Here is a 25005-nt window from a genome sequence, read left to right on the forward strand (position 1 = left end):
CTACTTCTCCCCCGCCTCTGCGCCGGACTGGGCCGTGTCCTCGGGGCTCTCCTCTGCCCGCTCTAAAGCGGACTCAGGCGACAGACCAGCGGCAACATCGAGATGGGTCGCTAGCCGTCGATAGGCATCGGCGATCGGAGCGGTGGGATGATAATCAGTTAAGGGCTTCCCGCTCAGCCACGCTTCCTCCACCGCCACCGCGAGAGGGAGATACGCCAGGATCGGCAACGGGGGGACCTCGCCGTCACTGATCCCGTACAGCTCCAGCTCACTCATCTTGTACGCCGCGATCCCCGATAGCGGCCGCCGATACACCCCCGGGACCAGGCCGTGGAGCTCACGACGAGTGATCTGTAGTTCCTCCTCGATGACCGCAACCTGCTCGATGAGGAGGCGCAGCGCCCGCAAGGAGGTGTTGCTGGGCTGCACCGGGATCAGCACCCCGTCCGCAGCGACCAGGGCAGTATCGGTGAGCACATCGAGGGACGGCGGGCAGTCGATCAGCACGTGGTCGTAGACACCCTCGAACTGCTGGAGCAACCGGGCCAACCGATGCTCCGGCGAGCGGGCAGCGTGAAGCTTGCGAACGACCAGGAACATCGACACGCAGTGCGGCAGTACGTCGAGGACGCCGCCTGCCGCAGACGTCGAGTGCCGCACCACGAGGTCGCTGGCAGAGCCGGTGAACTCCCCGGTCAGAGCAGCCGCGAAGTTCGGTTCCGAGGGGTCGACCTCTGCGAGCCCGAGCGCCTCCGTGGTGAGGTGCCCCTGGGGATCCAGGTCGACCAGCAGCGTCCGCCGGCCACGTTCAGACAGCGCCCCACCGGTTCCAGCGGTGAGCCCGGTTTTCCCGACCCCACCCTTCTGATTGAGGATGGCGGTGACGCGGGGGAGAGCCACCGCGGCGTGAGCCGGAGCAGACGTAGGTGTCACGACAGAATCGACCTCACTGGGAGTCGTCGGTGAAGATGCTGTTGCGGAGGAGCCAAGTCCGCCAGTAGGCGACCCGCTCGGGGTCGGCATCGAACTCGGGCGGCCATCCATCGGTGACGATCTGGCGGAGCACGTCACGAACGCGGCTGCGGCCGACTCGGGAACGGCTGTTGAGCTTCCGCAGATGTGGATCGAGCACAGCATGCATCGCCCGTGCGGTCTGGTCGAGGTTGAACTGCACAGGCCGGTACGCGACAAGCACTTCGTGACCTTGCTCGTTGCGCCGGGCGACCATCGAATTCTCACGCATATAAGTCCTGAGACAAGCCAGAAGATGCTGACCGTAGTACGGTACCGGCATCGGTACCACTAGCTGCGGAAGGCTCGCCGCAGGCGGAAGGGCGTATACCGGGTACACGCCGTGCAGGCTTTTCCGCAGGACGCCAGAGCAAACCCCCGGCCGGTGCTGGGCTGCCTCGACCGCGTCGGGCGGCGCGGTATGGGTGGGGTCTGAGCGCGTTCGGTGTCCGGGTGAGGCAGACCGGCGGCCCCGGAATTTTCGTCACGCATCGTGATCTCTAGTTTCTTCATGGTCAAATCTTGCGGCGGGGAGCCTGAGGGTGACTACTGTCTGCAAGTCGGTCGACGGGGCGTGGCCCCGGCAATGATGCGAGGACCTGCATGCTTATCGCTCTGGGGTCCGCGATGATCGCGGTCTTCATGTACTTGATCTTGTCGAAGCGGCTCGCTCCGACGTTGGCGCTGGTGTTGGTGCCGTTGACCTTCGCTCTGGTCGCGGTTGGTACGGGGGTCGCGGAGTCGGGTGAGGACGGGGTCGTCAAGTCGATCACGTCGGCGATGAAGGATTTCGCTCCGACTGCGGTGTTGTTGTTCTTCGCGATCATCTTCTTCGGGACGATGATCGATGTCGGGTTGTTCGATCCGTTGATCCGGTTCGTGCTGCGCGCGGTGAACAACGACCCGGTCCGTCTGGTGGTGCTGACTGCGGTCCTGGCGGGGGCGGTGTCGTTGGATGGGGATGGGTCGACCACGTTCATCATCACGGTCTCGGCGTTGCTGCCGATCTATCTGCGCCTCGGGCTGAGTCCGGTGGTGTTGACTGTGGTGGCGAATCTGGCCAACGGGGTGCTCAACATCCTGCCGTGGGGTGGACCGACCGCGCGGGCGGCGACGGCGCTGAAGGTGTCTCCCTCGGAGCTGTTCAACCCGATGATCCCGAGCATGGTGCTGGGGATGGTCACGGTGCTGATCCTGGCCTGGTTCCTCGGCCGTTCGGAACGTCGTCGGCTTGCCAGGGCCGGGCGGCCGTTGCCGATCGTCGCCGATGAACTCGAGGGTGTCCTCGAGCCCGTCGGTGCCGCGCCTGACCCGGGCGGTGCTGGTGCTGGCGGTGCTGGTCCTGCGGGACAGTCCGCGCCTGCCGCGGCTGTCACAGCTGGTGCTGGCGGGGATGCGGCAGGTCCGGGGGACGGGTTCATCGACGCGGGTGGGGTGTTGGATCCGAACAGGCCGACGCTGCGCCCGAAGTTGATCTGGTTCAATCTGGTGTTGACCGTGGCACTGCTGGTGGTGTTGGGGCTGGATGTGTTGCCGTTGTCGCTGGTGTTCGTCGCCGCGTCAGCGATCGCGTTGGTCGTGAACTTCCCTCGCCCGGCCGATCAGGTCACCGCCGTGACCGCGCATGCCAGCTCGATCGTGGCGGTGGTCGCGATGGTGTTCGCCGCGTCGGTGTTGGTCGGGGTGCTGTCGGGTACCGGGATGGTCGCGGCGATGGCGAACGGGATCGTCACGGCGGTCCCGGCGGAGGTGGGCAGCTGGTTCGCGGTGATTGTCAGCATGCTGAGTATGCCGTTGACGTTCTTCCTCACCAACGACGCGTTCTACTTCGGGATCCTGCCGATCTTGTCCGAGGCGGCCGGGCATTACGGCATCTCGCCGGTGGAGATGGCACGCGCCTCGATCATCGGGCAGCCGGTGCACATGACCAGCCCCCTGGTCCCGGCGATGCTGCTGCTGGTGTCGCTGGCCAAGGTCGACCTCGCTGATCATCACAAGAAGGTCATCTGGCGGGCCGCCGTGTGCTCGCTGGTGATGATGGCAACGGCGATCGCGCTGGGAGTCATCCCCCTCGGCTGACCAGCGCGACTGAATGGCGCCGCTGAATGGCGCTGCTGTTGCCTCCCCCGGTGGGGCGGCCCCGACTCCTCGGGGGCCGCCCCACCGGCGTGTGTGGGAGATCTACCAGCGGTAGCTGAACTTGTCGATTTTGAAGCCTTGTTCGCGGAAGTAGGCGCTGACGACCTGGAGCCTTTTTCATCGTGATTCTGCTGGTCAGGGGCTTGGTGTGGGTGGTGGTGGAGCTAGGTGAGCCTCCCGGTAGGACAGCAGTCGTCCAAGATCGGCTGTCTCACCAGGAGGCTCGGTGTGTTGTCCTACCCTGCTGCGATCGCGTTGTCGACTCACACTCTTGCTCAGCTGCGCTCCATGATCGCTGGGCAGCGGTGTGCCAGCGGGGGGCGTTGGTGGCGGATCACCGCCGGTCAGCAGGCGTTACTCGTCCTTGCCTATCTCCGTAACGGTGACACCTACGCGCGGCTCGCGGCCGGGTTCGGGGTCGCTACCAGCACCGCCTGGCGCTATGTCCATGACACCCTACAAACGCCACCGGACCCGCCCACACCTGTCGACCGGACAGAAAGCGGTGAACCACGCTCACGCCCGGATCCGGTGCCGGGTCGAGCAAGCCGTCGCCGAGCTCAAAGGCTGGCACGTGCTCGACCGGCTCCGCTGCTGCCCCCGCTACGCGAGCACCGTCATCGCCGCGATCACCGTCCTCAACCGGATCGAAACCCGCCGCCGACCAGCAGAATCACGATGAAAAAGGCTCCCGGTATATGACTAAGAGCGTGTTTGAGAAGTCCATATCGAGGGCCCGGGGCGGGGCACGGCGCCAGCTTCTGCCACAACTTCCGCAGGTGGATTGAACAGGGGCTGTTACTCCGACCTCGGCACAGCCCTCAATATCCGCTTCTCAAACACGCTCTAAGAGCGTGTTTGGAAATTCTAGTGGGTTGAGGGTTTCGTGTGTTTCTGCTGGCGAGTGGCGGGGTATCCGCGGGCGATGCGGCGGGTGGTGGTGTTGATCGCGGCCCAGCGGATCATGGCTTCGGATGTGGCGGGGTGGCGTTCGTAGTCCCGGGCCAGGCGTCGGTGTGCGGTGAGCCAGGCCAGGGTCCGTTCGACCACCCACCTTCGTGGGAGGGCGGCGAATCCGCGCTGCTCGGGTGGCTTGCGGATGACCTCGATTGTTGTCTGCAGGATCGTGGCGGCCCAGTCGAGCAGTCGCCCGGCGAATCCGGCGTCGGCGTAGACGAACCGCACCCTGGTGCGCAGGTAGAGGTCGAGCAGGATCGGCTTGGCGCCGTCGCGGTCCTGTACCGAGGCCGAGCACACCGTCGTGGTCAGCAGCAGACCGCGGGTGTCGGTCACGATGAACCGTTTCCGCCCGCCTGTCTTCTTCCCGGCGTCGTAGCCGCGGGAGTCCTGTCCGACGGTGTCGGCGCCCTTGACCGACTGGGAGTCGATGATCCCCGCAGTCGGCTCCGGATCACGGCCCTCGGCGATCCGTAACTGCCCCCGCACGACCGGGAGGATCTTCTCGGTGACCTTCTGCTGTTCCCACTGGTTGAAGTACCAGTAGACGGTCTGCCAGGGCGGGAAGTCCACCGGCAACGCCCGCCAGGCACACCCGGTCCGCACGACATACAAGATCGCGTCCAGCACGTCCCGACGAGCATGAGCAACAGGCCGCCCCCGCCGCGCGAGCGGCGGTAACAACGGCTCGATCACCACCCACCTCCCGACACGACCTATATTGCCTCGACCAATCCGGCGCCCTCGACCACCTCGCCACATCCCCCCCGATCGGCGATAAAGGATACATCGGGCGCGGCATGCTCACCCCGTTCAAAAAACCACCCGGCCGGGAACTTCTCGACTGGCAAAAAACATTCAACAAGAGCCTCAACCACACACGCGCCACCATCGAACGAGTCATCGCCCATATCAAAACGTGGAAAGTTCTCCACACAGACTACCGGCGGCCCTACGCCACATTTAAAACGACAATCTCGGCAGTCATCGGACTCATCTTCTACACACTTACCTGACGGAGCCTGAATAAGCCTCACTGGGCATCACTGGTATCCGAGGGGTACCGGCGCGGTCGTTCCTGCATGCCGACCACGATGGAGCACCCCAGCCGTGTCGACCATCCCGACACACCCACCATTTCCAAACACGCTCTAAGAGCGTGTTTGAGAAGCGTCGGCGCGCCTCCGTGACTGTCGACCGCTGGTTGATCAAGCCTGGGGTGGATGACACGACGTGTGCAGCGCTACCCATCCGACACCAGCGACGCGCAGTGGGAGTTGATCGAGCCGCTGCTGCCCGACGTGCGCACCGGCGGCCGCACGGAGAAGCACCCGCGCCGCGCGATCGTGGACGCGATCCTCTACGTCGTCCGCAACGGGTGCGCATGGCGGGCGCTACCAGCAGACTTCCCGCCGTGGCAAACCGTCTACTGGTACTTCAACCAGTGGGAACAAGCCAAGGTCACCGAACAGATCCTGCCCGTGGTCCGCGGACAGCTGCGCGTGCAGGAAGGCCGCAACCCGGAACCGAGCGGGGGTTGATCGACTCCCAAAGCGTCAAAGGCGCCGACGCCGTCGGGCACGACACGCGCGGCTACGACGCCGGGAAGAAGATCAACGGCCGCAAACGGTTCATCGTCACCGACACCCTCGGACTGCTGCTGTGTGTGGTCGTGTTGTCGGCGGGACGGCAGGGCCGCGACGGCGCCAAGCCGGTCCTGCTCGATACCTACCTGCGCACCCGAGTCCGGTTCGTCTTCGCCGACGGAGCCTTCGCCGGACGGCTGGTCGACTGGGCCGCCATGCTCCTGCGAACCACGATGAGCATCGTGCGCAAGCCCGCCGACCAGCGCGGCTTCGCCGTCATCCCGCGCCGCTGGGCGGTCGAGCGGACCTTCGCCTGGCTCACCGCGCACCGCCGCATCGCCCGCGACTACGAACGTCACACCGCCATGTCCGAGGCGATGATCCGCTGGGCCGCGATCAACACCATCACCCGCCGGATCGCCCGCGGCGGCCCCGCGACCCGCCAACAGAAGCGTGTCTTCACCACCACAAGTTGAGCTTCTCAAACACGCTCTAAGCCGGTTCTCCTACAAGCGGCGCAGCTGGCTGAGGGCTGCGTCGAGCTGCCGCTCAACCTGACGGAGCGATTCGACTGCGTCGCCGTCGGCACTGGAGTTCGCGACCTGCCGGAGTTCCTCGATGAGGGTGCTGAGACCACCCGCGAGCGGCAGAACCAGCTGCCGGGTCTGCGTCGCTACCGAGGCCACATTGCTACTGCCTCCACGCTCGACGCCCGTCGTCGGCTCGGTCGAAGCGTCCTCGTCAGCGGACACTCCCCGAGCTGCGTCAGATCTGTCGACCGGTACGTCCGTAGTCGCTTCGGTGGCAGCTTCGGACTGTTCGGCTGTTGCGACGCTCTGGGGAGCCGTGGCAGGAGATGCGGTGTTTCCACCCGACTCCACATGCCCGGGGCCTGCGTCCACCGGGTCCTCTTTCCGAACGGCCGGCGGCAACCACGGTGGTCCCTGCTGTGCCACGAGCGCCTGGTTCTCCGGACTGAGCGAGTAGAGATTCCGAGCTGCCTTGATGCCGAGCTCTCCCCGCGAGACGAGCTCCTGCAGCTCCGGGATGAGCTTCAAGAGATTGACGCGCTGCTGGACATACGCGAACGACTTACCGATCGTGCTAGCAATCGCCCGAAGACTTCTCCCTCGGTTGAGCTGCCTCTGGAGGAACTCAGCCTCCTGAAGAACCGGCAGGTCACTCCGCTGCAGGTTTTCGACGAGGATCCTGCTCTCGATCTGGTCGGCTGAGGTGATTCCCTCCGGCGCCTTCACCTCCAGCGAGGAGAGATCAGCAATCGCTGCGGCCGCGAGCCGGCGGTTTCCGATGATCACGACCCAGGGTGCGGACGAGAGAGCTTCAGCCGACTCCGGGAGTGCCAGCACGAAGTCCACCCGAGAGACGACTTCAATCTGCTGGAGCTGCCCGTGCTGGCGCATCGTATCGGCGAGCGCGGCCAGCCCCTCGTCCTCTTCCGGCCGGGGGTTCAAGGGGTTGGGCTGCAGCTGATCGATAGGCAGCCTGCTGGGCGGCGCGGTGATCCGAGTGCGTAGCGCCTCTCTAGCGCGATCCGCCACCGGAGCCGCAGCGCGACTCCGCTCCATCGCGCCGTAGTCCTTCCTCTTAGCCATGACTACTTCTCCCCCGCCTCTGCGCCGGACTGGGCCGTGTCCTCGGGGCTCTCCTCTGCCCGCTCTAAAGCGGACTCAGGCGACAGACCAGCGGCAACATCGAGATGGGTCGCTAGCCGTCGATAGGCATCGGCGATCGGAGCGGTGGGATGATAATCAGTTAAGGGCTTCCCGCTCAGCCACGCTTCCTCCACCGCCACCGCGAGAGGGAGATACGCCAGGATCGGCAACGGGGGGACCTCGCCGTCACTGATCCCGTACAGCTCCAGCTCACTCATCTTGTACGCCGCGATCCCCGATAGCGGCCGCCGATACACCCCCGGGACCAGGCCGTGGAGCTCACGACGAGTGATCTGTAGTTCCTCCTCGATGACCGCAACCTGCTCGATGAGGAGGCGCAGCGCCCGCAAGGAGGTGTTGCTGGGCTGCACCGGGATCAGCACCCCGTCCGCAGCGACCAGGGCAGTATCGGTGAGCACATCGAGGGACGGCGGGCAGTCGATCAGCACGTGGTCGTAGACACCCTCGAACTGCTGGAGCAACCGGGCCAACCGATGCTCCGGCGAGCGGGCAGCGTGAAGCTTGCGAACGACCAGGAACATCGACACGCAGTGCGGCAGTACGTCGAGGACGCCGCCTGCCGCAGACGTCGAGTGCCGCACCACGAGGTCGCTGGCAGAGCCGGTGAACTCCCCGGTCAGAGCAGCCGCGAAGTTCGGTTCCGAGGGGTCGACCTCTGCGAGCCCGAGCGCCTCCGTGGTGAGGTGCCCCTGGGGATCCAGGTCGACCAGCAGCGTCCGCCGGCCACGTTCAGACAGCGCCCCACCGGTTCCAGCGGTGAGCCCGGTTTTCCCGACCCCACCCTTCTGATTGAGGATGGCGGTGACGCGGGGGAGAGCCACCGCGGCGTGAGCCGGAGCAGACGTAGGTGTCACGACAGAATCGACCTCACTGGGAGTCGTCGGTGAAGATGCTGTTGCGGAGGAGCCAAGTCCGCCAGTAGGCGACCCGCTCGGGGTCGGCATCGAACTCGGGCGGCCATCCATCGGTGACGATCTGGCGGAGCACGTCACGAACGCGGCTGCGGCCGACTCGGGAACGGCTGTTGAGCTTCCGCAGATGTGGATCGAGCACAGCATGCATCGCCCGTGCGGTCTGGTCGAGGTTGAACTGCACAGGCCGGTACGCGACAAGCACTTCGTGACCTTGCTCGTTGCGCCGGGCGACCATCGAATTCTCACGCATATAAGTCCTGAGACAAGCCAGAAGATGCTGACCGTAGTACGGTACCGGCATCGGTACCACTAGCTGCGGAAGGCTCGCCGCAGGCGGAAGGGCGTATACCGGGTACACGCCGTGCAGGCTTTTCCGCAGGACGCCAGAGCAAACCCCCGGCCGGTGCTGGGCTGCCTCGACCGCGTCGGGCGGCGCGGTATGGGTGGGGTCTGAGCGCGTTCGGTGTCCGGGTGAGGCAGACCGGCGGCCCCGGAATTTTCGTCACGCATCGTGATCTCTAGTTTCTTCATGGTCAAATCTTGCGGCGGGGAGCCTGAGGGTGACTACTGTCTGCAAGTCGGTCGACGGGGCGTGGCCCCGGCAATGATGCGAGGACCTGCATGCTTATCGCTCTGGGGTCCGCGATGATCGCGGTCTTCATGTACTTGATCTTGTCGAAGCGGCTCGCTCCGACGTTGGCGCTGGTGTTGGTGCCGTTGACCTTCGCTCTGGTCGCGGTTGGTACGGGGGTCGCGGAGTCGGGTGAGGACGGGGTCGTCAAGTCGATCACGTCGGCGATGAAGGATTTCGCTCCGACTGCGGTGTTGTTGTTCTTCGCGATCATCTTCTTCGGGACGATGATCGATGTCGGGTTGTTCGATCCGTTGATCCGGTTCGTGCTGCGCGCGGTGAACAACGACCCGGTCCGTCTGGTGGTGCTGACTGCGGTCCTGGCGGGGGCGGTGTCGTTGGATGGGGATGGGTCGACCACGTTCATCATCACGGTCTCGGCGTTGCTGCCGATCTATCTGCGCCTCGGGCTGAGTCCGGTGGTGTTGACTGTGGTGGCGAATCTGGCCAACGGGGTGCTCAACATCCTGCCGTGGGGTGGACCGACCGCGCGGGCGGCGACGGCGCTGAAGGTGTCTCCCTCGGAGCTGTTCAACCCGATGATCCCGAGCATGGTGCTGGGGATGGTCACGGTGCTGATCCTGGCCTGGTTCCTCGGCCGTTCGGAACGTCGTCGGCTTGCCAGGGCCGGGCGGCCGTTGCCGATCGTCGCCGATGAACTCGAGGGTGTCCTCGAGCCCGTCGGTGCCGCGCCTGACCCGGGCGGTGCTGGTGCTGGCGGTGCTGGTCCTGCGGGACAGTCCGCGCCTGCCGCGGCTGTCACAGCTGGTGCTGGCGGGGATGCGGCAGGTCCGGGGGACGGGTTCATCGACGCGGGTGGGGTGTTGGATCCGAACAGGCCGACGCTGCGCCCGAAGTTGATCTGGTTCAATCTGGTGTTGACCGTGGCACTGCTGGTGGTGTTGGGGCTGGATGTGTTGCCGTTGTCGCTGGTGTTCGTCGCCGCGTCAGCGATCGCGTTGGTCGTGAACTTCCCTCGCCCGGCCGATCAGGTCACCGCCGTGACCGCGCATGCCAGCTCGATCGTGGCGGTGGTCGCGATGGTGTTCGCCGCGTCGGTGTTGGTCGGGGTGCTGTCGGGTACCGGGATGGTCGCGGCGATGGCGAACGGGATCGTCACGGCGGTCCCGGCGGAGGTGGGCAGCTGGTTCGCGGTGATTGTCAGCATGCTGAGTATGCCGTTGACGTTCTTCCTCACCAACGACGCGTTCTACTTCGGGATCCTGCCGATCTTGTCCGAGGCGGCCGGGCATTACGGCATCTCGCCGGTGGAGATGGCACGCGCCTCGATCATCGGGCAGCCGGTGCACATGACCAGCCCCCTGGTCCCGGCGATGCTGCTGCTGGTGTCGCTGGCCAAGGTCGACCTCGCTGATCATCACAAGAAGGTCATCTGGCGGGCCGCCGTGTGCTCGCTGGTGATGATGGCAACGGCGATCGCGCTGGGAGTCATCCCCCTCGGCTGACCAGCGCGACTGAATGGCGCCGCTGAATGGCGCTGCTGTTGCCTCCCCCGGTGGGGCGGCCCCGACTCCTCGGGGGCCGCCCCACCGGCGTGTGTGGGAGATCTACCAGCGGTAGCTGAACTTGTCGATTTTGAAGCCTTGTTCGCGGAAGTAGGCGCTGACGACCTGGAGCCTTTTTCATCGTGATTCTGCTGGTCAGGGGCTTGGTGTGGGTGGTGGTGGAGCTAGGTGAGCCTCCCGGTAGGACAGCAGTCGTCCAAGATCGGCTGTCTCACCAGGAGGCTCGGTGTGTTGTCCTACCCTGCTGCGATCGCGTTGTCGACTCACACTCTTGCTCAGCTGCGCTCCATGATCGCTGGGCAGCGGTGTGCCAGCGGGGGGCGTTGGTGGCGGATCACCGCCGGTCAGCAGGCGTTACTCGTCCTTGCCTATCTCCGTAACGGTGACACCTACGCGCGGCTCGCGGCCGGGTTCGGGGTCGCTACCAGCACCGCCTGGCGCTATGTCCATGACACCCTACAAACGCCACCGGACCCGCCCACACCTGTCGACCGGACAGAAAGCGGTGAACCACGCTCACGCCCGGATCCGGTGCCGGGTCGAGCAAGCCGTCGCCGAGCTCAAAGGCTGGCACGTGCTCGACCGGCTCCGCTGCTGCCCCCGCTACGCGAGCACCGTCATCGCCGCGATCACCGTCCTCAACCGGATCGAAACCCGCCGCCGACCAGCAGAATCACGATGAAAAAGGCTCCCTGATCACCACGACCCGCAGCAGAGCGCTCGGTCCCACCCCGGGAGTGGACCTGTGGTGGTCGGGTAAACACCGCTGTCACGGTGGGAACATCCAGGTCATCACCGCCCCCGACGGGTGGCCGCTGTGGAGCTCACCGGTCCGCCCAGGTCGGGAACACGACCTGACCTGCGCTCGTGCCCATCCCGGACTCCTCGACGGACTCGCCGAGTTCATCGATGACGACCACGCCGTGCTCGCTGACCTGGGCTATGAAGGCGAGTCCGACCGACTCACCGTCCCGATCAAGACCCGATCCGGGGTTCAGGACTGCTCCATGTTTTGTTGGCCGCTGTTGGTCATTCCTTGCTAGGCTGTTGCTTGTGAGTGAGGACTGGTGGAGTGCGGGGACGACGGCCCGGTATTTGGGCGTGTCGACTCGTACTCTGCGGCGCTACACCGAGCGGGGGACGCTTCCGGATAATCGGTCTCCGGGTGGTCGTCGGGTGTTTCTGCGCCAGCACGTCGAAACACTTGCCGTTGATCGGAATCGTCGCGCGGCTGTCAGTGGTGTTGTGGCTTATGCTCGGGTGTCGTCGCGGCGTCAACAGGCTGAGGGAGATCTGGATCGGCAGGCTGTTCGACTCCGAGCTGCGGCGTCTGAGCATGGTGATCTGGTAGAGGTCTTCACTGATGTCGCGTCGGGGTTGTCTGACCGACGGCCGGGACTTAAGCGTGCCTTGACTGCGTGTCGGGGAACGAGGGTCGGCACGTTGCTGGTGACACATCCGGACCGGTTGTCCCGATTTGGTACCGGATTGTTCGAGCACGTGTTGGCGGGTCAGGGAACTCGTGTGGTCTATATCGGCGAGGACGAGGTTAGCGGCGGCTCCGCGGAGGCGGAGTTAGTACGAGACATGATCGCGATCGTCGCGTCGTTCGCTGGGCGTCTGTACGGGCAGCGGTCAGCCAAGGCCCGTCGTCTGGCTGCGGTAGTCACGGCCGAGACCGGCGTGGGGCGGGACGGCCTGTGAGTTCTCGGGGCTCGGGGCCAGGTCTGCGGCCGCTGGAACCACCGGTCATGGTCGCCGCGCCGACCGGGATGGCGACGACCACCCGCATCCGGGTCTCCTCTGCCGAGCACGAGGTGCTTGATCAGGTCGCGTGTTTGATCGGGTCCCTGAGGCGTCGAGACTTGGCCGCGCGGTCGGCGGCGGGGGTGTCGCCGGAGAAAAGTGTCCTCGCCCGGCGTAAACGAGATATCACCAGTCAGTCATCGTCGCGGTGGGCTGGTTCAATTGTGCGGCACAATGATGCCGGGTATCGACTGGAGCGTCGTAACCAGCTTGCCCGGCGTGAGTCGCTACAGCAGGCGATCGCGGTGATCGAGACTCGCTTGGCCGTTCCCGTCCCGCATGTCGATCCTCGGACCAAGAATAAAATCGCGGTCCGGATGTCTGTGCCTGGGCGACGTAAGACTGTTACTGGCTACGCCGACCAGCGGGAACGGGCCACGAAGCAACGCCGATTGCAGCATCTACGCGCTGAGCTCGCCCAGACGAGCCGGGATATCGCCACTGGCCGGGTGGCTATTGTTGAAGGCGGCAAACGTTTGGCTCGGAACCGGGGAAACCTCGCCGCCGCCGCCATCACCGAGACCGAATGGCGGAATCAATGGCAGGCCGAGCGGGCGTGGTTCCACGCCAATGGTGCCCCAGATGAGCCGCACGGGAATTTGACTATCACCGTCACTCCCGACGGGACGCTCTCAATCCGTCTACCCCGTCGTCTTGAGCACCTCGCGAACAGCCCGAGGGGTAGATTTGTCCTGGCTGGCAAGGCAAGGTTCGCCCACCGCGGTGATGCTTGGGCAGCGCACATCACTCGCGACGTCAACGGCCGTGCTGGATCAGTGTCATATCGGATGTACCGTTGTGCTGACCGCGCCGGCTGGTACCTGACGGCATCCTGGAATCCGACGCCTGCTGCGGACTTCGTCCCGGCTCGGACCCCAGCACTCGATTTTCCCGCCCGCGTGATCGGAGTCGATACCAACGCTGACCACCTCGCCTGTCGAGTGCTTGACCAGCACGGTAATCCTGACGGTCCCCCGATCCGGCTGGATCTTGACCTCGCCGGCCCGGCATCGCGCCGCGACGCGCAGCTCCGACACGTCCTGAGCCGTCTCATCCGGATCGCGCTCCGGTACCACTGCCTCGGGATCGTGATCGAAAATCTCGGCTTCGACGACGCCCGCAGCACCGGTCGCGAGACTATGGGCCGAGGGAAGAAGGGCAGAACATTCCGGCGGACCGTTGCAGGGATACCTACTGCTCGACTGCGGGACCGACTCGCTGCGATGGTCCCCTCCGCAGGGTTGACGCTCTTGGGTGTCGACCCTGCTTACACCTCCATCTGGGGCGCACAACACTGGCGAAAGCCGCTGTCCACCCCTCAACACGAGGCCACCCGACACGAGGCCGCGGCCGTCGTGATCGGGCGCCGCGGTCAGGGTTACCGCGCACGGCGACGGGTAGGGAAGCCCGCGAGCGACCAGAGGATCGCTCAGCGGAGAACCACCACCCAGGCCGTGCACCACCCCGATCGTGGCGGCGGACGCACCCCCCGACCGGCCCGGTCACACGATGACCGCAGGCCCACGGGCAGGGAACGGCGATCCGTCAGCCGGGCAACCGTTACCCCGGCATCTCCACGTCAACGACGAGGAGCGGACACTGTCCAACAAAATCAGTAACGGCCGGGCTCTCCCCGGACCAGCGCACGGTCAACGTGTTGCACTCCGCGACCCGAGCGATCGCTGAACGAGGAAACGCCCTGCTCGAGAACACCTTCCGAGCGTTGAGACACCTCAGCCTCTGCCCACAACGGATCGGCGCGATCACCGCAGCAGCGTTGGTCCTGCTCCACACCGAGCACAACCGAACAACATGATCAACAAGCTAGTGAGAACACCTCAGCGTGCGGCAAAGCTACCGAAGGCCCCGGATCGGTCGAGGGGGCTCGCCGACTCGACAGCGTCCGTCAGGCGACTCCGAGTCCACCGAGGACCCGACGAACGCGCGCAGCTTCTGTATTCAGGAAGGCATGGAATTGTGCTGCAGATAGATGCGCGTCCTGCCAATTATTCTCGGCGAGGTGCTGCTTCCACTGCGGCGTGGCGACCAGGGATGCGATCACTCCCTCCAGGGCGGCGCGCTGGGTCAAAGACAGGCCAGGTGGGGCTATCAGGCCGCGCCAGTTGAACAGTTCGATATTAATCCCGAACTCATGCGTGGTAGGAATATCCAAGCCAGCTACTCGCTCATAGGCCGCGACTGCTAGTGCCCGGAATTCTCCCGTTCGGAGCTGGTGGGCGAACTCACCGACACCAGCGACGGCGAACGTGACTTTGTTGTTGAGTAGCGACCCCATTAAGCGCCCCCGACCGTCGTGAGCGATGTAGTTGACCGACTTCGGAATCAGTCCGACGTACTCGGCAATCAGCATCGGCGCCAAATGATCAGGGCCCCCCGGCGCTGAACCGCCACCCACGAGAACCGTGGAGGGGTGGGCTTTCCAGTCTCTGACCAGATCCCCAAGATCGCGATATACAGAGTTCGCAGGTACGAGAATGGCCTCGGGCTCGCTCACAAGCCGGGCGATCGAAGCAGTCTCACCCAGCAACGAATCAGCTTGGTTGGCGATCACCCCGCCGAGGAGTCCGAGTCCCATACTCGCCAACAGGCGATCGTTACCGGCCTCGGTGATGAGGTGATGAAGACCCGTCACACCGGCCTCGCCGACGATGTTGAAGATCTCGACACCACGAGTCAGTCTAGCAGCATCGAGCACCTCGCCTACGACATGAGCCGTCATATCATAGCCGCTGCCCGGCGAGTTGGGGACAAGTAATCGCAGATCCCGCATCCGGCCATCAGCCAGCTCCATCAGCGGCCGCGCCCCGAGTCCCGCGCCGACGGCCGCAGCAATCCCGAGCCCGACCCCTCCCCCCAGGCGACGCCGCGTCAGGGGTGTTCCCCACACGTCCGAAGTAGACCGAGAAGACATCTACGCACACATTCCCGCACAGATCGAAGGACAGCTCCGGCCAGTTTTTTCACCCATCTCGGCGAGGCTGATCACTACCGAAGTCTACCTGCCCGAGATAGATATGGAGCAATCGGGTGAGTCTGCCTGAGGTCAAGGACCTCAGGCGGGGGGCGCTCACAACTCTAAGTAACGCTCCGGTGTCGGGTGGCCCCGTGGCCGAGACGGCCGCGGCGGTGGCGCGTGCTGCCCCGGCATGGGACGCGCAGGCGTCGGTGCCATGCCTGACGTGAAGCCGGTCGAGCACCGCTCGGATCTTCGGCTCTAGGGCGTGTCTCTCAAATAGGCGGACCGGGGTGCGCGATGCTTGATCGGTGCCACGCACCGCTGTCCTGACCGATGCCCAGTGAGGTGTTCTCACTAGCTTGTTGATCATGTTGTTCGGTTGTGCTCGGTGTGGAGTAGGACCAGCGCTGCTGCGGTGATCGCGCCGATCCGTTGTGGGCAGAGGCTGAGGTGTCTCAACGCTCGGAAGGTGTTCTTGAGCAGGGCGTTTCCTCGTTCAGCGATCGCTCGGGTCGCGGAGTGCAGCACATTGACCGTGCGCTGGTCCGGGCAGAGCCCGGCCCCGGATCGGGTCTTGATCGGGACGGTGAGTCGGTCGGACTCGCCTTCATAGCCCAGGTCAGCGAGCACGGCGTGGTCGTCATCGATGAACTCGGCGAGTCCGTCGAGGAGTCCGGGATGGGCACGAGCGCAGGTCAGGTCGTGTTCCCGACCTGGGCGGACCGGTGAGCTCCACAGCGGCCACCCGTCGGGGGCGGTGATGACCTGGATGTTCCCACCGTGACAGCGGTGTTTACCCGACCACCACAGGTCCACTCCCGGGGTGGGACCGAGTGCTCTGCTGCGGATCGTGGTGATCAGGGAGCCGTCCAGATGCACCCGGGAGTACCCGGCCGCGCGGGCGACCAGCAGAGCGCCGTGCAGGCCGGGCGCGGCCGCGGTGAGGACGTCGATGCCCTCATGCAGGTACCGGTAGGCGGTCGCGCGGCTGATCCCGCTGTCGCGAGCCAACCGGGTGACGCGGGTGGCGTCGAGGAACCAGCGCAGCACCACTACTGCTTGCGCGGACACCTCCAGCGCTCGCTGTCCGCGACGGGTCCCGCGCCTGGCCCGTTCACCAGCGAGAAGCCGGGCCAGGTAGTCCACGGTCGAGGCCGCGACAGGGAGCACACCGGTGTAAGTGACAAGATCAGACACGCAGGACCTCGGTACGGAAGTGGCGATCTTCGAACGGACCGATCTTCCCTACCGAGGCCCTGCACCCACCCCACAGGCCTGCCGCTACACCACATCCCTGACCAGCGCCGACAGCCCTACTGAGAACACCTCACTCATGAGCACAGCTGCCTGACCAGCACAAACAGGTTGGGTGGGAAAGGCTCACTGCTGGGGAAGCGAGATGATCCAGCGATCATGGCCAGGAAGAGTTTCACCGACGAGTTCCGTCGGCAGGCTGTTGATCTGTATGAGTCCACCCCGGGTGCCACCGTCCGTGGAGGCTTATTCAGGCTCCGTCAGGTAAGTGTGTAGAAGATGAGTCCGATGACTGCCGAGATTGTCGTTTTAAATGTGGCGTAGGGCCGCCGGTAGTCTGTGTGGAGAACTTTCCACGTTTTGATATGGGCGATGACTCGTTCGATGGCGGCGCGTGTGTGGTTGAGGCTCTTGTTGAATGTTTTTTGCCAGTCGAGAAGTTCCCGGCCGGGTGGTTTTTTGAACGGGGTGAGCATGCCGCGCCCGATGTATCCTTTATCGCCGATCGGGGGGTATGTGGCGAGGTGGTCGAGGGCGCCGGATTGGTCGAGGCAATATAGGTCGTGTCGGGAGCCTGGGGTCGGGTCGGAGATCCACGACAGCTGCCCTTCCAGGGTGGCTGCGACCTGGACGACGACGCCGGTGGTGCGATGCTTGCCCGACCACAGACCCGGCACCGCGGCCCATGACCAGCAGGGCAGCAAGGTTCCATCGATGATGTACTGCCGATCGGCACGAAGCTCCTCTGCCGTCGGAACGACACTCCGCAGCGCCTGTGCCAGCAACGGTGTCACCCCCGTGATCGCTCGACTAACCGTCGACTGCGACACCCCATAGGTTTCCGCCAACTCCCACTGCACACGATTCCCGCGCAGATACGCCAACGTGATCACCACCGACCAGAACAACCCCAGAACCGGCGGCCAAGACAAACGTGCCTCCGTCGCGTCCCGCTGATCCTGCTCATACACTATAGCGACAAGATCCTGAATTTCATCACGCCGGAAACCAGTGGTATAGTACATACTGCGGCAGCCCGTTCATCTCGGATTGATTCGGCAAACCAATCTTCGCGATGGACGGGCTGTCGCCCAACCCGACACGCCGGGCTAGATCGTTATTTCACGGGGCCTGAATAAGCCTCGTGGTATCGCCGACGACCTGGGCATCGCGCGGGGCACGTTGCGGGACTGGCTCACGATCCACGGCACGGGGAACAAGACCGCAGCTGATGGCAGTAGCTGCCCCAGCCCGGTGCAGATCACGCGTACCACGCCGGGGTCGGGCCTGGGTGGGGAGGAACCACCGAGGCAGAAGATCGCCCGTCTCGAGGCCCAGGGCCCCGGCAAAGTCGTGATGGGTGGGTCCTGAGCTGCGGTGATGTGGGGGGTGGGGGTGGGTGCGGACACAGGCTTGGCGTGATCATGAGGGTGTCGAATCCTTGCTCACGTCAGGAAGCCTGTGTCCGCAGTGTCAGTGTCTCCGATCGTTGCTGCTCTGGAAGGCCTGGAGGTCGGTCCTGACGCGGGGAGAGCCGCGCCGGTCGGTGAGGCGGCGGGGTTGTCGCTGGTGGAGGCCCTGTCGCGAGTGCCGGACCCGCGGAAACCACGCGGTGTCCGCCACGGTGTCCTCGCGGTGTTGCTACTGGGGGCGTGCGCGGTGTTGGCGGGGGCCCGGTCGTTCACCGCGATCGCCGAGTACGCCCATGACGTCGGCCGCGCCGTGCTGGACGTGCTCGGGGTGGGCGCGGTCGCTCCGCACGAGTCGACCATCCGCCGGGTCCTGCAACGGGTCGACGCCTCGGCGCTGGAGGCGGCGTTGCAGTCCTGGGTGTTGCCCCAGCTCAGCGCCCAGCCGGCGGCGGAGGGCACACCCCGGCGAGAACAGCGTCGCGTGCTGGCCTTGGACGGCAAGACCCTGCGCGGCGCCCGCGTCCGTGCCGCCGACGGCAGGGTCTGGCTCCCGCATCTGGTGTCGGTGCTCGACCAGACCAGCGGTGGCGTGCTCGGCCAGGTTCAGGTCGCAGAGAAGGGCAGCGAGATCACCGCGTTCACCGCGCTGCTCGACCCCCTCGACCTCGACGATGTACTGGTCACCGCGGACGCTCTGCACACCCAGCGAGCCCACGCCGACTACCTACACCGCCGCGGCGGGCACTACCTGATGACGATCAAAGCGAACCAGCCCACGCTGCTGGCACGGGTACGGGCGCTGCCCTGGACCCAGATCGGCGTCGCTGATCGTCAACGCGGGCGTGGGCACGGCCGCGTCGAGACCCGCACGATCAGCGTGGTCAGCCTGCACCCCTGTCCCGACCTGGGCGCAGAGTTCTTCCCCCACGCATCCCAGGCGATCAAGCTGGTGCGCCGGCGTCGCCCACTGCGGCCTGGCGGGAAGTGGAGAACCGAGACCGCCTACGCGATCACCAGCCTGACCAGCACCGACGCCGATCCAGGACTGCTCGCCCGCTGGATCCGTGGGCACTGGTCGATCGAGAATCGCCTGCACTGGGTCCGTGATGTCTGCTTCGACGAAGACCGCGCCACCGCCCACACCGGTCACGCCCCGCAGGTCATGTCGGCGTTGCGGAACCTCGCGATCACCGCGCTACGCCTGCACGGCGTCAGCAACATCGCCGCAGCACTCCGCCACCACGCCCGCGACCCCCATCGACCACTGACCACCTACAAGATCATCTAGCGACTTTGCCGGGGCCCTGTCTCGAGGCCCGGGTCCGTGAACTCGAGATCAGCGAGAAGAAGCTGACCGCCGAGCGGGAGATCTTGCAGCGGGCGGCCAAGTATTTCGCGGGGGAGACGCGCTGGTGACCCGCTTCCAGTTCGTCGCTGACCACCGGCACACCTTCGAGGTGAAGCGGTTGTGCGAGCTCGTGCACGTCTCGAGGTCGTCGTTCTACGCCTGGTTGGCGGCCGCTCCGGCCCGGGCGCGTCGGGCCGTCCGTGATGCGGTGTTGGTGGCGCGGATCCAGACGATCTATGACGGCGACAACACCATCGGTGTACCGCGGGCCACGACCGAGCTCAACGACGGCGCCGCAGCCGGGGACAGGGTCAACCACAAACGCGTCGCGCGGGTGATGCGTGCGGCCGGGGTCGCCGGCTACCGCAGCCGGCGCCGGGTGCACACCACGATCGTCGAGCAGTCCCGGCAGACGGTGCCCGACCTGCTCAGGCGGGATTTCACCGCCCCAGCACCGAACCAGGTCTACGTCGGTGACATCACCTACCTGCCCCTCGCAGGCGGGACGAACCTGTATCTGGCCACGGTGATCGACTGCTGCTCCCGCAAACTCGCCGGGTGGGCCCTCGCTGATCACATGCCGCACGGCGCGGCCTCGACCGTGGGCTTCCTAGCTCGTCTCCTTACTGGTGAACGGGCCCGTCGTGGGCGGCGGGTGCTGGAGGTGTCCGCAGGTTGCACGAAAGCGTAGGCTCGGCTGAGTGGGCTACAGAGATGTCGAGGAGCCGCTTAGTGGGTTTCACGCCCTGGAGGAGCACGTCGACCTCCCGTTCTCGACGATGGTATTGGGCGTCGATGTGACTGTGGTCGAGGCCGCCCTACCCTCGAATGGCGGACTGGTGGCGGTCCCTCGACGGGGCGGGGAGCCGCAGTCCATCGACTTTCGTGAGCTGCCCTTGCCGTCGCCACCGGTGGGCGGGGACTGGATCCACGTCTATCGGCAGTGGGCGGCCGGTGGCCTGGTGTGAGCGAGTACCAGTATTACGAGTTTCTCGCGGTGGACCGGCCGCTCGACGATCGGGCGCAGGCATCTGTGCGTGCGATGTCGTCGCGGGCGCAGATCAGCGCGACGAGTTTCACTAACGAGTATCATTGGGGTGACTTCCGCGGTGATCCGCTTCGGTTGATGGAGCGCTACTACGACGCCCATCTGTACTTCGCCAACTGGGGCAGCCGGACGCTGATGCTGCGCCTGCCCCTCGGGGTGCTCGACATCGAGGTGGTCCAGTCGCATCTGGTCGATTCGCTGGTGTCCGTCTGGGAAACCGCCGAGCATCTGATCCTGAGCTTACACAGTGACGACGAGAACGCCGAGTTCTTCGGCCCGGACGATCTGTACACGTTGGCAGGACTCGTCGGACTGCGAGCCGAGCTGGCGGCCGGAGACCTGCGTCCGCTGTATCTGGGCTGGCTGGCGGCGCAGGGAAGCTGGGACCGCGACGAATGCGCGTTCGAGTCGGACAATGAGGAGACCCAAGAGCCGGTGGTGCCTCCGGGCTTGTCGGAGTTGACGGCCTCGCAGCGAGTGCTCGCTGACTTCCTGCGTCTGGACCCGGACCTGCTCACGGTCGCGGCACAGGTGAGCCCGCCGTTGGCGGGTGCGCGACTGACGACGAAGCAGCTGGCTTCCCGGGTGGCGCGGCTTCTGGACAACGAGAAGGACCGTTTGCTCGTCTTGGTCGCGCGTGGCGAGAGCCTCGTCGCCCAGGCGGAGCTTCGTCGGCAGGTGAATGTCTCGGATCCAGCGGTCGGCGAAGAGGGCCTACCTCGGACGGTAGCCGAGCTACTGGATGCCGCTCACCTGGTCCGACAGAAGAAGCATCGGCATGCCGAGATCGTGCGCGCGGAGGCAGAAGCGGCGCGGGAACGCGAGCACGCGGCGGCGCGGGAACGACGCCTCACGGCGCTGTCCGCGGACGTGCAGGGTGGCTGGGACCGGGTCGAGGCAATGGTCACTACCGGGAAGCCGGCCGAGTACGCCGCCGCTGTCGCGCTACTCGAAGACCTGTGGGTCGTCGCCGACCGGGCCGACCAGGCGAGCGGGTTCGATGAACGGCTCGCTGAGCTGCGTGCTCGCCATCAGCGCAAGTCGCGTTTCGTCGAGCGGATCGACCGAGCAGGGCTCGTGGCCCGTTCCCGCTGACCGCCGGTTTCCGTGCAGCTGTGGCATCGTGAGGTCCGTGGCGACCGGGGATCTCGAGCGTGAGCTCGCTCGGCTGCAGGCGGAGAACGGTCGACTGCTGCGGCTGCTGGGACTGACGGCAGAGCAGGCCCGCCCCCCGGTTCCGTCCCAGGCGGGGTTGTTCCTGGAGCACCCCGGCATGGTGACGGCGGCGTCGACACCGCAACAGAAGGTGGCTTTCTTCAGGGCGATGTTCGCGGCACGCGACGACGTCTATGCGATTCGCTGGGAGAACGCGAGGTCAGGGAAGTCGGGCTGGGTTCCGGCGGTCGCTGGCGGGTGGCGAAAAGGCGCGAACCGTCCGCGCCTGCGTCTTGGCGACGACGTGGTCGCAGCACACCTGTCGGGTCGCGACCACATCGGGCTGTACCCGTTGATGCCGGGAGACACCTGTCGATGGCTTGCGGCGGACTTCGACGGTCCCGCGGCGATGCTCGACGCGTTGGCGTATCTCAAGGCAGCCAGGGCGGCCGGTGTGCCTGCGGCTCTGGAGGTGTCCCGGTCCGGGATCGGTGCGCATGTGTGGATCTTCTTCTCCGGCACGGTTCCTGCCGCGTCGGCCCGAGCTCTGGGCATGGGGCTGCTCCGGGAGGCGATCGCTGTCCGTGGACGGATCGATCTGCGCAGCTACGACCGTCTGTTTCCCTCCCAGGACGTCCTGCCGTCCTCTGGTGGCATCGGGAACCTGATCGCCGCTCCGCTTCACGGCCAGGCTCGCAAGGATGGCGCGACGGTGTTTCTCGACCTGGGCACTCTCGAACCGCACGAGGATCAGTGGGCGTACCTGTCCGGAATGCATCGACTGTCCTCCGCTGAGGTCACCCGCCTCGCCGGGCGGGTCGGGGCGGTGAAGGTCGGTGGAGCAGTCGAGAGCTTGGCCCCCGCCATGTCGACGCGGACAAGACCGAGATCAGCGGCTGTAGTCGGGCTACGACTGCGGGCCGGTTGCGAGGTAGCCGTGTCGGAGCTGACTCCGGCAGCACTGGGGACGCTCAAACACGCGGCGTCGATGAACAACCCGTTGTTCGGTGAGCGGCAGCGGCGACGGCTGTCGACGTGGAACGTGCCCCGGTTCCTGTTGAGCTACGACGAGACCATGGACGGCCGGCTCGTCCTGCCCCGCGGTCTCGGTGAGCGGGTCATCTCGGTGCTGGAGGAGGCTGGGAGCCGCGTCGAGATCGCCGACGAGCGCTCTGACGGCGACAGCCATGGTTTCGAGCTCGCGGCGACGCTACGCGAGGACCAGGCTGCCGCCGTCTCCGACCTCGCTGCTCACGACCTCGGTGTGCTCGTCGCAGAGCCGGGTGCGGGGAAGACCGTCATGGGATGCGCGCTGATCGCGGAGCACGGTGTAGCCACGCTGATCCTGGTGGATCGCAAGGCGTTGGCGGATCAGTGGCGGAGCCGCATCAGGGAACTCTTGGGTGTTCGGGCGGGCCAGCTGGGCGCCGGACGGTCCTCGCTGCGGGGCGTCGTCGATGTCGTCACTCTGCAGACGCTGGCCCGCCGTCAGGACGTCGCGGAGCTGACCTCGGGATATGGGCTCGTCCTCGTGGACGAGTGTCATCACCTACCCGCTGCCGCATTCGAGAATGCAGTCCGGCAGATCCGGGTGAAGCGATGGGTCGGCTTGACCGCGACCCCGTACCGGCGTGACGGCCTCGATGAGCTCATCCACCACCAGCTCGGCCCGATCCGGCACACGGTGACACCTCCGCCGGCGGGCACGCTGGGGGCCGCCGAAGCCCCTGAGCGTCAGCTGGCTGTGCATCCGACTTCCTACGAGTACCTCGGTGACGCAGATCCGTCGAAGCCGGGCGGGATGGCGGCGATCTACCGAGACCTCGCCGCCAACGAGACACGCACGGTTCAGGTCGTCGGTGACGTTCTCGAGGCGTTGGGCCGCGGGAGGAACTGCCTCGTCCTGACGCAGTGGAAGAGCCACGTCGAGACCCTGGCGGCGCGCCTGCGAGAGGAGGGCCAAGATCCGGTGGTCCTGCGTGGCGGAATGGGCGCCCGGGAACGCAAGGCTGCTCTGGCCCGTCTTGAACCGGGGCCGGCGCCGCTGCTCGTCGTGGCGACCGGGCCCTACGTGGGGGAGGGCTTCGACTGCCCCGCCCTTGACGCCCTCTTTCTCGCGGCGCCGATCGCCTTCAAGGGCCGCCTCGTGCAGTTCGTAGGCCGTGTGCTCAGGCCGCACCCCGGCAAGACGACGGCCGAGGTGCACGACTACCACGACGAGCAGACCGCCGTGCTCGCCTCGTCGTTGGCCAAACGGGCGCCGGGGTACAGGGCTCTCGGCTTCCCTAACCCCCGCGAGGTGATCCTGGCGCACGCTTCGTGAGCGTGCATGTGCGATACGCATCTGATCTTGATCGGACGTTTCGTGTCGTGCTGTACTGCGGAGCGTGAGCACGACGACGTACGCACAACGCACCATCACCGTCATCCTCGACGCGGCGATCCCGATGAGCATGACCACCGGATTCGCCGCCGCACCCGTACAGCACACGTCGTCGCCCACTTCCATCACCACGCCGGCGACACCTCTTTCCACTGCGCTCCCCTCTAACCACAGCGACGAAGAGATCGCCCGCGCCCTGGAACGGATCGCAACCGAACTGGAACACGCCCTGGCCTCGACCGTGGACTACCTGGCCCGGCTTCTCGCTGGTGAACGGGCCAGGCGCGGGACCCGTCGCGGACAGCGAGCGCTGGAGGTGTCCGCGCAAGCAGTACGGGAGAATTCCGGGCACTAGCAGTCGCGGCCTATGAGCGAGTAGCTGGCTTGGATATTCCTACCACGCATGAGTTCGGGATTAATATCGAACTGTTCAACTGGCGCGGCCTGATAGCCCCACCTGGCCTGTCTTTGACCCAGCGCGCCGCCCTGGAGGGAGTGATCGCATCCCTGGTCGCCACGCCGCAGTGGAAGCAGCACCTCGCCGAGAATAATTGGCAGGACGCGCATCTATCTGCAGCACAATTCCATGCCTTCCTGAATACAGAAGCTGCGCGCGTTCGTCGGGTCCTCGGTGGACTCGGAGTCGCCTGACGAACGTCGTCGAGTCGACGAGCCCTCTCGACCGATCCGGGGCCTTCGGCAGCCTCGCCACATACCCACCGATCGGCTCGGTAAAGGTAAGCTACTTGTTATATATTAGTAGTCCTTCGTCCTGGGTCTCGTCGTCGCTGGTAGCGGGGGTGGCGCGTCGGTCGGTGTTCGCGGTGTTGGCGGCGGGGGCGATGCTCGGTGGGACCGCGGTGACGCCGGTCTTGCTCGCCTCTGCGTCGGCTGCGGAGCTGGAGCCCGCGGTCGAGGGCCCGTGGGGGGAGGGCGCGGTGGGTGTCCTGGGTGGTCTGACCGATGCGGGGCACAAGGCTGTGGACGCGGTCGGCGCGGCGGGGGGCGCGGTCACCGACGTGGTGGCCGGCCCCGCCCCGGCGCCGGCCTCGGCTCCTGTGTCTGAACCACCGCCCCGCCCGGCACCGTCGCCCGCGCCTGTTGGGGTCGCCGTAGTATCCGGGAAATTTCGGGCGGATATGGCTGGGTGGGTTTCTGATCTTG

Annotated in this window: 22 protein-coding genes and 4 pseudogenes; 17 read left to right on the forward strand and 9 right to left on the reverse strand. The window is 65.8% G+C overall.

Going from position 1 to position 25005, the window contains the following annotated elements:
- Both KPL59_RS11710 and KPL59_RS11715 read right to left on the reverse strand, forming a co-directional pair.
- Window positions 1–900, reverse strand: coding sequence for a ParA family protein (locus KPL59_RS11710; protein ID WP_226360820.1), 900 nt, complete (start codon window positions 898–900; stop codon window positions 1–3).
- A gap of 46 nt (window positions 901–946) precedes the next feature.
- Entirely contained in the window at window positions 947–1243 is a 297-nt protein-coding gene (locus KPL59_RS11715) for a hypothetical protein (RefSeq protein ID WP_226360821.1), read from the reverse strand.
- 395 nt (window positions 1244–1638) lie between these two features.
- Between KPL59_RS11715 and KPL59_RS11720 the strand changes: the two genes are divergently transcribed.
- Window positions 1639–3090 carry a CitMHS family transporter gene (locus KPL59_RS11720; RefSeq protein ID WP_226360822.1) on the forward strand — a complete coding sequence of 484 codons (1452 nt, stop codon included), beginning with the start codon at window positions 1639–1641 and terminating at the stop codon, window positions 3088–3090.
- 288 nt (window positions 3091–3378) lie between these two features.
- Window positions 3379–3832 (forward strand): annotated as a pseudogene (locus KPL59_RS11725) (transposase family protein).
- Window positions 3833–4017: 185 nt separating this feature from the next.
- Here the strand turns inward: KPL59_RS11725 and KPL59_RS11730 are convergent.
- Window positions 4018–4869, reverse strand: coding sequence for an IS5 family transposase (locus KPL59_RS11730; RefSeq protein WP_226360817.1), 852 nt, complete (start codon window positions 4867–4869; stop codon window positions 4018–4020).
- Here KPL59_RS11730 and KPL59_RS11735 point away from each other — a divergent pair.
- The 3 genes and pseudogenes from KPL59_RS11735 to KPL59_RS11745 form a co-directional block, all read left to right on the forward strand.
- A pseudogene (locus tag KPL59_RS11735) lies at window positions 4818–5123 on the forward strand (transposase family protein); the annotation flags it as partial. The gene KPL59_RS11730 and the pseudogene KPL59_RS11735 overlap by 52 nt on opposite strands.
- A 219-nt stretch (window positions 5124–5342) precedes the next feature.
- Complete coding sequence (locus tag KPL59_RS11740; RefSeq protein WP_226360818.1) at window positions 5343–5648, forward strand: transposase; 306 nt, start codon at window positions 5343–5345, stop codon at window positions 5646–5648.
- Window positions 5645–6169 (forward strand): transposase, encoded by a 525-nt coding sequence (locus KPL59_RS11745; protein WP_255676971.1) that lies wholly within the window; start codon window positions 5645–5647, stop codon window positions 6167–6169. Before KPL59_RS11740 ends, KPL59_RS11745 begins: the two co-directional genes overlap by 4 nt.
- 30 nt (window positions 6170–6199) lie before the next feature.
- Here the strand turns inward: KPL59_RS11745 and KPL59_RS11750 are convergent, their stop codons facing one another.
- Genes KPL59_RS11750 through KPL59_RS11760 form a run of 3 tightly spaced genes read right to left on the reverse strand, consistent with a single transcriptional unit; the run spans window position 6200 to window position 8551 of the window.
- On the reverse strand, window positions 6200–7306 hold the full coding sequence (locus tag KPL59_RS11750; protein ID WP_226360819.1) for a ParB/RepB/Spo0J family partition protein: 1107 nt from the start codon (window positions 7304–7306) through the stop codon (window positions 6200–6202).
- Window positions 7307–7308: 2 nt separating this feature from the next.
- Entirely contained in the window at window positions 7309–8208 is a 900-nt protein-coding gene (locus tag KPL59_RS11755) for a ParA family protein (RefSeq protein ID WP_226360820.1), read from the reverse strand.
- A gap of 46 nt (window positions 8209–8254) precedes the next feature.
- Window positions 8255–8551 (reverse strand): hypothetical protein, encoded by a 297-nt coding sequence (locus KPL59_RS11760; protein ID WP_226360821.1) that lies wholly within the window; start codon window positions 8549–8551, stop codon window positions 8255–8257.
- 395 nt (window positions 8552–8946) lie between these two features.
- On the opposite strand from KPL59_RS11760, the gene KPL59_RS11765 reads away from it, so the two are divergent.
- The 5 genes and pseudogenes from KPL59_RS11765 (at window position 8947) to KPL59_RS11785 (ending at window position 14080) form a co-directional block, all read left to right on the forward strand.
- Window positions 8947–10398 carry a CitMHS family transporter gene (locus KPL59_RS11765; RefSeq protein ID WP_226360822.1) on the forward strand — a complete coding sequence of 484 codons (1452 nt, stop codon included), beginning with the start codon at window positions 8947–8949 and terminating at the stop codon, window positions 10396–10398.
- 288 nt (window positions 10399–10686) lie between these two features.
- Window positions 10687–11140: pseudogene (locus KPL59_RS11770) on the forward strand (transposase family protein).
- A 55-nt stretch (window positions 11141–11195) separates the two neighbouring features.
- Window positions 11196–11501 carry a transposase family protein gene (locus tag KPL59_RS11775; protein ID WP_374111619.1) on the forward strand — a complete coding sequence of 102 codons (306 nt, stop codon included), beginning with the start codon at window positions 11196–11198 and terminating at the stop codon, window positions 11499–11501.
- Window positions 11401–12162, forward strand: coding sequence for an IS607 family transposase (locus KPL59_RS11780; RefSeq protein ID WP_226360853.1), 762 nt, complete (start codon window positions 11401–11403; stop codon window positions 12160–12162). The genes KPL59_RS11775 and KPL59_RS11780 overlap by 101 nt, the downstream gene beginning before the upstream one ends.
- Before the next feature lie 1642 nt (window positions 12163–13804).
- Complete coding sequence (locus KPL59_RS11785; protein WP_308187871.1) at window positions 13805–14080, forward strand: transposase family protein; 276 nt, start codon at window positions 13805–13807, stop codon at window positions 14078–14080.
- Between the two features lie 90 nt (window positions 14081–14170).
- On the opposite strand, the gene KPL59_RS11790 is transcribed toward KPL59_RS11785, so the two are convergent.
- From KPL59_RS11790 to KPL59_RS11800, 3 genes are all read right to left on the reverse strand, one after another.
- Window positions 14171–15076, reverse strand: a complete 906-nt coding sequence (locus KPL59_RS11790) for a tripartite tricarboxylate transporter substrate binding protein (RefSeq protein WP_226360823.1) — start codon at window positions 15074–15076, stop codon at window positions 14171–14173.
- A 531-nt stretch (window positions 15077–15607) separates the two neighbouring features.
- Window positions 15608–16411, reverse strand: a complete 804-nt coding sequence (locus KPL59_RS11795) for a transposase family protein (RefSeq protein WP_226360854.1) — start codon at window positions 16409–16411, stop codon at window positions 15608–15610.
- Between the two features lie 344 nt (window positions 16412–16755).
- Window positions 16756–17520, reverse strand: coding sequence for a transposase (locus KPL59_RS11800; protein ID WP_226360315.1), 765 nt, complete (start codon window positions 17518–17520; stop codon window positions 16756–16758).
- A 451-nt stretch (window positions 17521–17971) separates the two neighbouring features.
- Here KPL59_RS11800 and KPL59_RS11805 point away from each other — a divergent pair, with 451 nt between their 5' ends.
- The 7 genes and pseudogenes from KPL59_RS11805 (at window position 17972) to KPL59_RS11830 (ending at window position 24492) form a co-directional block, all read left to right on the forward strand.
- Entirely contained in the window at window positions 17972–19195 is a 1224-nt protein-coding gene (locus tag KPL59_RS11805) for an ISAs1 family transposase (RefSeq protein ID WP_226351754.1), read from the forward strand.
- 20 nt (window positions 19196–19215) lie between these two features.
- Window positions 19216–19835 (forward strand): annotated as a pseudogene (locus KPL59_RS11810) (IS3 family transposase); the annotation flags it as partial.
- Window positions 19836–20094: 259 nt separating this feature from the next.
- Entirely contained in the window at window positions 20095–20223 is a 129-nt protein-coding gene (locus tag KPL59_RS35620) for a hypothetical protein (RefSeq protein ID WP_255676975.1), read from the forward strand.
- The gene (locus KPL59_RS11815; RefSeq protein WP_226358320.1) at window positions 20220–21398 is read left to right on the forward strand and encodes a hypothetical protein; all 1179 of its coding nucleotides are present in this window, start codon (window positions 20220–20222) and stop codon (window positions 21396–21398) included. Before KPL59_RS35620 ends, KPL59_RS11815 begins: the two co-directional genes overlap by 4 nt.
- A gap of 37 nt (window positions 21399–21435) precedes the next feature.
- On the forward strand, window positions 21436–23781 hold the full coding sequence (locus KPL59_RS36845) for a DEAD/DEAH box helicase (RefSeq protein ID WP_226358319.1): 2346 nt from the start codon (window positions 21436–21438) through the stop codon (window positions 23779–23781).
- A gap of 64 nt (window positions 23782–23845) precedes the next feature.
- Window positions 23846–24196 (forward strand): hypothetical protein, encoded by a 351-nt coding sequence (locus tag KPL59_RS11825; RefSeq protein WP_226360824.1) that lies wholly within the window; start codon window positions 23846–23848, stop codon window positions 24194–24196.
- Window positions 24197–24225: 29 nt separating this feature from the next.
- Complete coding sequence (locus KPL59_RS11830) at window positions 24226–24492, forward strand: tripartite tricarboxylate transporter substrate-binding protein (RefSeq protein WP_255676976.1); 267 nt, start codon at window positions 24226–24228, stop codon at window positions 24490–24492.
- Window positions 24493–25005 lie beyond the last annotated feature (513 nt).

This window comes from Pseudonocardia sp. ICBG1142 (genome assembly GCF_020496255.1).
Taxonomy (GTDB): Bacteria; Actinomycetota; Actinomycetes; order Mycobacteriales; family Pseudonocardiaceae; genus Pseudonocardia.

Coding starts and splice junctions, on each gene's coding strand:
- KPL59_RS11715 (WP_226360821.1), bottom strand. CDS start 1,243: ATGCGTGAGAATTCGATGGTCGCCCGGCGCAACGAGCAAGGTCACGAA.
- KPL59_RS11720 (WP_226360822.1), top strand. CDS start 1,639: ATGATCGCGGTCTTCATGTACTTGATCTTGTCGAAGCGGCTCGCTCCG.
- KPL59_RS11730 (WP_226360817.1), bottom strand. CDS start 4,869: ATGTGGCGAGGTGGTCGAGGGCGCCGGATTGGTCGAGGCAATATAGGT.
- KPL59_RS11750 (WP_226360819.1), bottom strand. CDS start 7,306: ATGGCTAAGAGGAAGGACTACGGCGCGATGGAGCGGAGTCGCGCTGCG.
- KPL59_RS11760 (WP_226360821.1), bottom strand. CDS start 8,551: ATGCGTGAGAATTCGATGGTCGCCCGGCGCAACGAGCAAGGTCACGAA.
- KPL59_RS11765 (WP_226360822.1), top strand. CDS start 8,947: ATGATCGCGGTCTTCATGTACTTGATCTTGTCGAAGCGGCTCGCTCCG.
- KPL59_RS11780 (WP_226360853.1), top strand. CDS start 11,401: ATGAAGGCGAGTCCGACCGACTCACCGTCCCGATCAAGACCCGATCCG.
- KPL59_RS11790 (WP_226360823.1), bottom strand. CDS start 15,076: ATGGAGCTGGCTGATGGCCGGATGCGGGATCTGCGATTACTTGTCCCC.
- KPL59_RS11800 (WP_226360315.1), bottom strand. CDS start 17,520: ATGTACTATACCACTGGTTTCCGGCGTGATGAAATTCAGGATCTTGTC.